Below are 9174 nucleotides of genomic sequence, written 5' to 3'. Positions count from 1 at the left end.
GACAGTCCCAGGTTATCTTCATATTGCGCTTTGAGTACGCCGCTGAGTTTTTCGCTATCCGTATGGCCGATAAAATGCAGGCGCACGTTAACACGATCCCGCATGCCATCGAGAATTTCCCGGAGTTTACTCACGTAGTCATCAGGAATGTCCGCCTTGCCCGAACTGAACAATATGGGCGGTACCAGGTCTTTCAGTTTTTTGGTGGTATAAGTTTTCTCTGCCACTTCCCGGGTTTCATACTGCACTTCCTCGTCCGGCGTGAATAAGGCTGGATCCTGCATCCACGGTGTATAGGCATAGCCATTGGGAAGCTGGCTTTCAGTATCGTTACCAAAATTATTGCGATCGAATGCACCGGACACATAATCCATCATACCCTGGTCGTCGGATACATTGACTTTATCGTCAACCGGTCCACCATGACGCCAGAACACTTCAATTTCTATAACGAGATCCTGATCGCTAACCTGTTTCCACGATTCGAGGATACGTGCCTTCAGTGCAGCCATGCGTTTATCCACCAGGCCGGCGGATTCAACATCGGCGAGATAGGTAATACGCAATATGGACGCCTGCTTGCGCAATTCTTCGATGAGCAGGCCAAGGCGTGGTGTCCATTGTGGACGCATTTCGACAGAGTCGGTTTTAAACACACCATCGGCGACGCTGAGTGTCACCACGTGGTGTACGGTGGCACCGAAATTGAAACGGTTCATTTTACCGCGGGTGAGACGTTGCACGCGGGGATTTTCGGTTGTGATGCGATAGCCGGTGGGCAAGGATCTTTCATCCAGTTTCAGGATAAAGTTACTGCCACGCTGCTCATCCGGTATCGCCGCACAAGTTACATGGAAGCGACCATGCTGGTCTGTTGTTACCAGCAAGCCCTGCGCGGTAGCGATACGCGCTCCGGCTATTCCCGGTTCATTCTCATCCTGGTAACCATTCTTGTTGCGGTCATCAAACACTTTACCAATCACATCAGAGCAATCAAACGTGGGGTCCGGAACCACGCGCACTGTTGCTGAAGCTTCAGCAGTGGCGTTGCTCGCATCCAGGTTACTTTGTACGCGTGCCCGGTTGACGTATTCCCCTTCCTGGACACCTGCGCCGACGATCATTAAGAGATCCATGGTATACGTGGTATCGACATCCATGGAAGGAATGTTCCATATCAACTCCAGGTCACTCAGTACCGGCTCTTGTGCAACGCCGTTAATCCGCGCGGAGCCCGGCACGTATTTAAATCCAGGCGGGAATCTATCAATAATAGAAACTTCCGTTAACGCTACCGGCAATGTGTTGTTCACTGTAATCGTGTACGGTACCAGCTCACCACGACTAACATTCACCATGGGCGTCGTCTTGGTAATCGTTACAACCTGTCCCAGGTCCGGATCCAGCGGAATGTGGTTGTTGAACAACTGGCTTTCGCCGGGGACTTGCCCGTTATCCAGGGTGAGATGCAAGTGGTAGTTCGTACCCGGGCTACCCGGTGCAACGGAAAGCGCAGGCTGAATCTCAGTAGTCAACACTTCACAATGACTGGCAGTACCGGGTATGGCATCATCTACACCGCCCAGGCAGCCGCGCACCGAGAATGCGGGTGTATCACTATCGCTTACCGCCGGTATAGCAAATGATTCACCGGCCACGTATCCTGCTGGAGGTGGTGTAACGCTGATAAGATAATCCCTACCACGGTTACACTCCGGTTCATTAAAGTTGATATCAAACTTGTAGTAACCCTCACGTGCCGTTACCTGGTTTTGCTGTGCCGGATCATCAAAACAGGTGGACGGTAGCGGCGCACTGGTGGCGGCATCCAGCATGGTCACCGTCGCACCCGCTATGGGCACACGTACCACAGAGTCATACACCACCCCGTTCGGATCAACAGGCAGGTTCAGGTCCAGCAGGTTGGTGTTTGGATAAGTAATAATGTCATAGATATGGTGCAGGTCATTGGTAAACGCCGAAGTTGCCATACCCAGCTTGGCCGCGTTGGGTCCCGCACCGGCGGCGACGAAACGTAATTCATAACGGTCAGTACTAAAATAGTTTGGCGCTAATCCATTCACCGCGTATTGACCATTGGCATCAGTGGTGACGGTATCGAGCAGATTGCCTTTGAAGTATATCTCGACGATCCAGTTTTCCAGGGAACGTTCGCCACTATCGAACACATCATCGAAGTTCGCATCATGCCAGACCGAACCATTAAGATTAGCAACCCCTGGTGTGGCACCGATATCAATAGACACCGTCGATGTAGCCGACTGGGTCATGGCATTCCAGTTGACCTGGCCGATGTTGGTAACAATCTGGCCGATGGCTAATGCTGCATCCAGTTGTACCCGGAAACGAAACTCGGCAACCTGGCCCGGCATTAACAGCCCGTATGTACCGGCATAATCAACGGTGAAAGTAGGATCGAGAAACACAATACCATTGGGCAATCCATTCAGCGTCGCAGTGCCGGGAACGTAAGTCATTTGATCCGGAACCGGTGTATCCAGATCATCCAGGATAGCTACATCGGTGGCCGGTACGGTACCCACGTTGGTTACCCGGATCAGGTACTCCAACTGGCCACCGGCAACGGCAGGCCCACCACCCACGACGGAAACGGACTTGGCAATCGAGAGCTGCTGACCATTACCGACGGTGATTAACGTGGGTTGATCACCATTGTTATCCAGGCCATCAGCGTCAGTTGGTTCTACGGGTGTTTCGTTGTTGGCCACATAGCCCTGGTTACTGATCACGGTACCGGATGGTGTCGCCGCATTAACGATGACATCAAAGGTGATCGTGGCGGTACCACCGGGTGACAGGTAACCCACAACGGGCACCGGTGGCGTTAAGTCAGCCGAACTAATGGGTATGCCGGCAACCAGCGGTGATACGCCCGCATCCGGTTGCCCTACCGGTAAACCGTTCAGGTAAACAGTATCTGCAACATAGGTGGTATCCACAGGTACAGCATCGGTCAGGGTCACACCCGATGCTTCCTTTTGGCCATAGTTGGTTACCGTAATGGTATAACGCAGGGTATCGCCAGGATCCACTACGCCGGGCGTGCTGTTGTCGACCGCCAATGTGACGGTTTTAATGGCATCGATCAAGGGCAAGTCACCCACGATATCGCGAGTGGGATCATTAAGTACTGCCGTATCGGGATCATCAGAAGGTTGTTGTGGAATAGCACCACTGGTACCGGCGCCATCGGCATTCAGGTAACCCTGGTTGGAAATGATGGTGCCGTTAATAACATTGCTGTTAACCGTAACGTCAAAGGTAATCGTCGCTACATTCACTGTCGTCGCCGTGGCATCGGCACGCATGAATCCCGGCGTCATATTTTCAGGCGCATAGATCAACAGGCCAGCTTCGAGAGGCGACACGCCAGTTGCTGGATCCGTTAATGCGATACCATTCAAGGTAGTGCTACCGTCCACATACGTGGTATTACCAGGAATTAAATCCTGCAGCGTTGCATTGACCGCGTTTTCATTACCGATATTCTGTACGGTAATGGTGTAACGCAAGGTATCGCCGGGAAGCAGTTCCGTCGCCAGGCCGGTAAGGTCATCGGAGGTTTTATAAACCTGGAACAATGGCGCGGATGTGATGGTTGTCTGGGCTGTGCTACTGGGCTGCGGCACCAGGTTATAAAGCTGTAATAAAGCCTGGTTCGATACCACGGTACCACTGTCGATCACATCAACCAATGTAACTTCAAATTCTATGGTAATGCTGGTATTGGCGCCGCCCACTGCATCCAGTGAAAGATTACGCACATCCACAATACCGGTACCATTAGCGCCACCGTTAGGATCACTACTGGATGCATCGGCTCCGGCAGGTACACTGATAATATTCAAGCTGCCCGGCACGAATACAGCAGGACTGTTCAATCGGTCTACTTCGTCAGTTATGGAAAAATCCGGTGCATCCAGGTTACTGATATTGGTGGCAACAATGCGATAACGCAAAGTATCACCCGGTGAAGCATTTAAACCTGGATCTTCACCTGTGGTGACATTAACGACAGATTTATCAAATTGAATGACGGGCGCCTCGGTAGTTACCGTAAACAGGTCTTCGTGATCAAGGGTACCGTCGGTTCCGGGATCCGTGGCGGACAAGTTTCTTGTATAAGTACGAATTTGCCCTGTGGCACCATTACCCGCTGTATCGCCACTGAACCACTCTTTTGTCCAGGCATAGTTCGTTAAACTATCACCATTGGGCGAGTCAGTATCCAGCGTTAAGTCATAGGTAATCGTTAACCAGTATCCGGCAGGAATGGCAGCCGCCGGCGTGATCATCGTAAAAGTCAACGTACAGGTCGGCGAACCTGAAACAAAGTTCACACTAAAATCCGTGCCTTCCACCAACGCAGCACCAAACGGCGTTGTCCCGTCATTAAGATACATTTGCGCCGTAATATTAGCGGGTGGCACATCACACATGCCGCCAGGGACGGGATTAGGAATATCGTCCTGAACCGTCAGGTCGTAGGCGGTACCTGTACCAGTATTTTGTATATTCAGGGTAAACGTTCCCGGTGTACCAATGCGCATGATGGCAGGACCAGGACCGGATTTTTCCAGCGTCAAATCCACGGGGCCCGCAATATTCATGTCAGCGCTCGTACCAGGCAGGCCCGTTTGTTGGGTCGCCGGCGAATTATTTGCCTGGTTAAAGGTGTACGTCGCGGTATTATTAAATGCTATGCCGTTGGCATTGGTTGGCGTGTCATCCAGCTGCACAAAAATATCGATGACTACCTGCTCGCCAGCGGGGATATCAATACCGTTAGTGGTATCTTCAATTACCAGGTTCGTCGCCGTACCGGTATTGATGGGTGTCCACGTTTGCGAACCACTCACCCTGGATACACTGACAAAACTGAGATCCGCCGCTGAGGCACTCAGGTCATCCAGGATTCGCACATCATACAATGCAGTTGACTGTGGTGTGGCCGGCACTGTAATCCGATAGGCAAACTGTTCACCAATAGCGGCTGTCGCCTGGGTGTTCTGTTTTGCAAGGGCATCGGGTGCTGTGGTCATCGCAACGGTAGCCGGTGCCGTCGTGTAATCATTTAGGCCACCAATTCCGTCTACGCCGGTACGTTCACCACCGCTAGAGCCGTCAATACTGGACCATTGTGCAACAACGTTGTTGTTCAGCACTTGATTATTGAGCGCGCTGGCCAGTACACGCACATCGTAGGCAATCGTAATCGTCGTACCCGCGGGAATATCAATGTCGGCTTCTATGACACCCCATACCAGGGTTTGCGCCGTGGTCACACCATCGCCGGTAATGTCAGGCGCAAGTATGGTATTTCCTGCGCCGGTAACCGTTGGATTCCCGGCATATTCCAGCCCGAGATCCAGGTTGTCGATCAACGTAACATCATAAACATCCGAATTGCCAGCACCACTCGCTGCCGTTAATGTGACCGAGTAACGCACGATATCACCGAGTGATGGCGCGCTGTTATTCGTGCTCTTGGCAATACTGGTAATCTCTGGCTCAACAATCGACATGTTACCGGTAGCACCAGAACCCGTCGCTGTTTGCGTATTATTGTCACCGTTACTGCGGTTATAAGTGTAAGAAGCACTGTTACTAAAAAGCAGGTTGCGTTGATTGGTCGCGGTATTACTGAGCCGTACGGTAACGGCAATCTCCGCCTGGCCATTGGCAGGAATATCAATACCGGTGCCGGTATCTTCAATGACCAGTGAAGTCGAAGTCCCGGTATTGCTTAGATTCCAGGTGCCGCCCGAAACCACGGTTGCGCTAACGAAACTCATATCCGCTGCGGAAGCTGTTAAGTCATCGAGAATACGCACGTCATACAGTGGTGTGCTTATGGGTGTCGCTGGAACGGTAATAGTATAAGTAAATTGTTCGCCAATGGTGGCCGTTGCCTGGCCGTTTGTCTTACTCAGTGGACCAGGCGCCTGGATAGTAATATTAGTAGGATCAGCGGGATCACCAGGCAATGCAATACCGTTAACGAAAGGATCGTCACTATCAGCGGTAAGGGCTGGCGGCCCATTGGCATTAAACGTGGCCTGGTTGGATACTACAGTGCCGTTGCTCAGCGTTGGTAATAAATCAATTTCAAATTCGATTAACAATTCCTGGGGTGGCGCCAGGTCCAGTGGCGGCGGATTACCAATGATTTGTAACTGACCGGTAACGTTATTATAGGTAAAAGTTGCACCTGCGGGTGGCGGAATCACCATGTTGAACGAACTAAGGTCAAAGCGCGTTGCATCCAGGGTGTCGGTGATCGTGACATCATCAATCACTTCGGTGAAGTTAAACAGGCGCAAACGATAGCGCAAGGTGTCGCCCGGCGTAGCGAGAGTAGCGGGATTGTCGCCGGTGGATACATTCTGCACTGTCTTCTGGAAGATATAGCCACTTAATGCCGTAGTGATGGTATGACTGTCTTCGTGATCGTCAACGCCAGTAGTGCCGTTGGTTAACGACCTGTTATAAGTCGTTCGAGGGTAAGCACCGACTCCACTAAACCATTGTGTCGCACCGGCAACATTGGTAAGTGTCGCACCGTCTGCAGTCGTATCGGCATCCAGTTGTGTTTGATAGGTGATAATTAAACGTTCAGTGGGTCCGATGGAAGCAGCCGCAGTAAGCATTGTCAGGCTAAGTTCACAAACCGGCGGTGGTGGTGAAGTATCCCACGTGACTGTGTAGTCAACACCTTGAGTTAATACACCGGAAACCGGCGTAACACCGTCGGCGGCATAGACTCTTGCGGTAGTCGATGCGGTAGGATCGGTATCGCACATACCGGCGGTTGGCGTGTCGGGTAACTGGTCGGCTATCGTCACATCCCACGCGCGAGCGCCACCAACATTCTGTACATCGATGGTAAAAGTCGACGGACTACCAAGATTCATCGCCGTATCCAGACTGGACTTGGTAACCACAAGATCGGGCTCTCCAATCGTCAGCGGATCTGTTACCCCATTTTCACCTGGCAGTGGATCAAAGAAATTGGGTTCAGGTACGCCATCACCATCAAGGTCAATGTTAATCAGCCTGCCGAATGACCACTTAGCGGTGTTTACAAACGTTGTACCCGCGGCATTGGTATTATCGGCTACGACAGTAATGGCAATTTCCAGCTGCTCGCCTGCTGGAATAATTACCCCGGGATTACTCGCCGGATCGATTTCGAAGGTGAGCAAACCACCCACATTGGTAAAAGTATGGGTGACCGGCGTACCACTACTCACCCAGGTTACTGTGGGCGTACCGACTAACGTGAGATCCGCCCCGGTGGCATTAAGGTCATCGGTAATAGTGATACTGTGTAAATCGTTTGCTGAACCCGCGTTGTTGATAAAAGTTTGAGTTACCGGATCATACAAAACGGGAATTCTGAGCGTATAGGTAAAAGGCTCGCCAATACCCACTGTTGTTGTACCGGCCGGATTTTGCTTATTAATAGCCTCTACCGGTATAAAAAGATCCTGGCAGTTATTTTTGGTACCATAATCCGAACCGTTAACAAACCAGATCCTGTGGTCAATGTTGGCGCATGCCATGTTGCCGGTAAAAATCACATTGTCAAAGGTAATCAGATAGACTGAATCATCATTGGTTTGAAAGTTAAGGGTGACGGTAAGCTCATTCCCTGTGGGAAAATTAACGAAAGTACAGTCTGTGTCAATGGTAATCTGGGTCCCCAGTGCAGCCAGGTGAGCAGGATTACTGCCGTTGATAGTGCCAAAGAATGGGTCCGCGGAACAAAACTCCCCGGCCTGGGCTGACGATAGCGCACCGAAAAACAACAGGAACGCCAGCCACCCGCCAGGGATTTTATTTTTACTGTTTCTGGATTCGTGAACTTTGGATGTACAGACTGATGAATTATCTTTTACCAATGTCCCTGGTACTTTTAACGAGGCAGCAGCACGCCATGCCCTTTGCGCGAGCAATCTCAATGCTGACATGACTGCCATTTTCCTCATGTTGTCGTCCTTTTTTCGAACTTGTTGCTATTTGCTAATCAACAAACATGCTTTCCCGTCAAGTCGACTTTGTCCCGATAGATAACTCCTGAGATACTGCTTGAAACTACAAGGATACTTTCCTGCCGGCGCCACCTAGGACGCTGGCAAGAAGTCAATCGGATATAATATTGTTATTTGTGGAACGCCTTCTTTCGCTCCAAAGTTGAATCGTTTAACACGCGCCACAATCCTGGCCAGCATTTTCTCCGCGTCCATGTCCGTGGATTCCACCTTCGCCAGCGATACACTGCCATCCGGCTCAATGGTGATGCGCATGACGACCTTACCCTGCAATGTCGGGTTGACGCGCAATTCGCGGTTATAAATCCTGTAGAGCGCCGCCTTGTATTTATCAAATACTATTTGTATTTCTTCATCAGTACGTGAAGGTCCGGGGCCATCACTCAGCGGGCGATCATCCCCCACTGCCGTACCAATATCGCTTTCAACCCGAGAAAATGCCACGGCCTCGATTTGATCACCCGTGCCGGCAACATTCTGGCTAATTGCCGCACTGCTAATACCACCACTACTGCTTTTCGCCTGGGAAGTGAGTATTGAGCGTTTGGTTCTGGTTGCGGTAGAACCCGCATTACTCAAGTTGGCGTTTGCACCCAGCTTGTCCAGTGACGCGTCATCCAGCAGGTCGGCAAAATTATTTTTAAATGCCAGCACGCCCTTGGTTTTCACTTTTTCGCGCGCCTGTTTGCGCTCTTCCTTAGTCGGCTTTTTCTTGTCCGCTTTTTTCTTCTCGTCAGGTTTTTTCTTCTCCAGCTTTGGCTTCGGCTTGGGCTTGGGCTTTTGCTTCTTGATTAACTTGGCAAGACGCTCTGGTACTTCCACGACTTCAGCGCGATCCGGTATGGGCACTTCGTACAACGGTATTAACCAGCCAAGCAATATGCTGATTAACAATGCAAGCAACAGAATTTTGCGGAACTTTTTCTCGTCCTTACCCTTCTTGGTCCACGGCATAACCGTGACGCGGTAAGGAATGGGTTTTATTTCCCGCTCTACAATGTATTCATGCTTGGCTTCTTCTTCGCGCTCTTTGAGAATATCTATCTCATCTAATAGATACTCAATCTCATACTGGCGG

At 50.9% G+C, this 9174-nt stretch carries 2 protein-coding genes; both read right to left on the bottom strand.

Translation table 11 applies throughout. From position 1 onward, the window contains the following. Window positions 1-8015 (bottom strand): isopeptide-forming domain-containing fimbrial protein (locus ACWVCM_RS12690; protein ID WP_455202125.1); only part of this gene is annotated, 8015 nt, incomplete at its 3' end. A gap of 153 nt (window positions 8016-8168) precedes the next feature. Then, window positions 8169-9174, bottom strand: a 1006-nt coding sequence (locus ACWVCM_RS12685) for an AgmX/PglI C-terminal domain-containing protein (RefSeq protein WP_455202124.1), incomplete at its 5' end; no start/stop codon positions are given.

The organism is Kaarinaea lacus (assembly GCF_975902315.1).
Note: the sequence above shows the minus strand (reverse complement) of the source record. Positions and strands in the feature narration are given on the sequence as shown.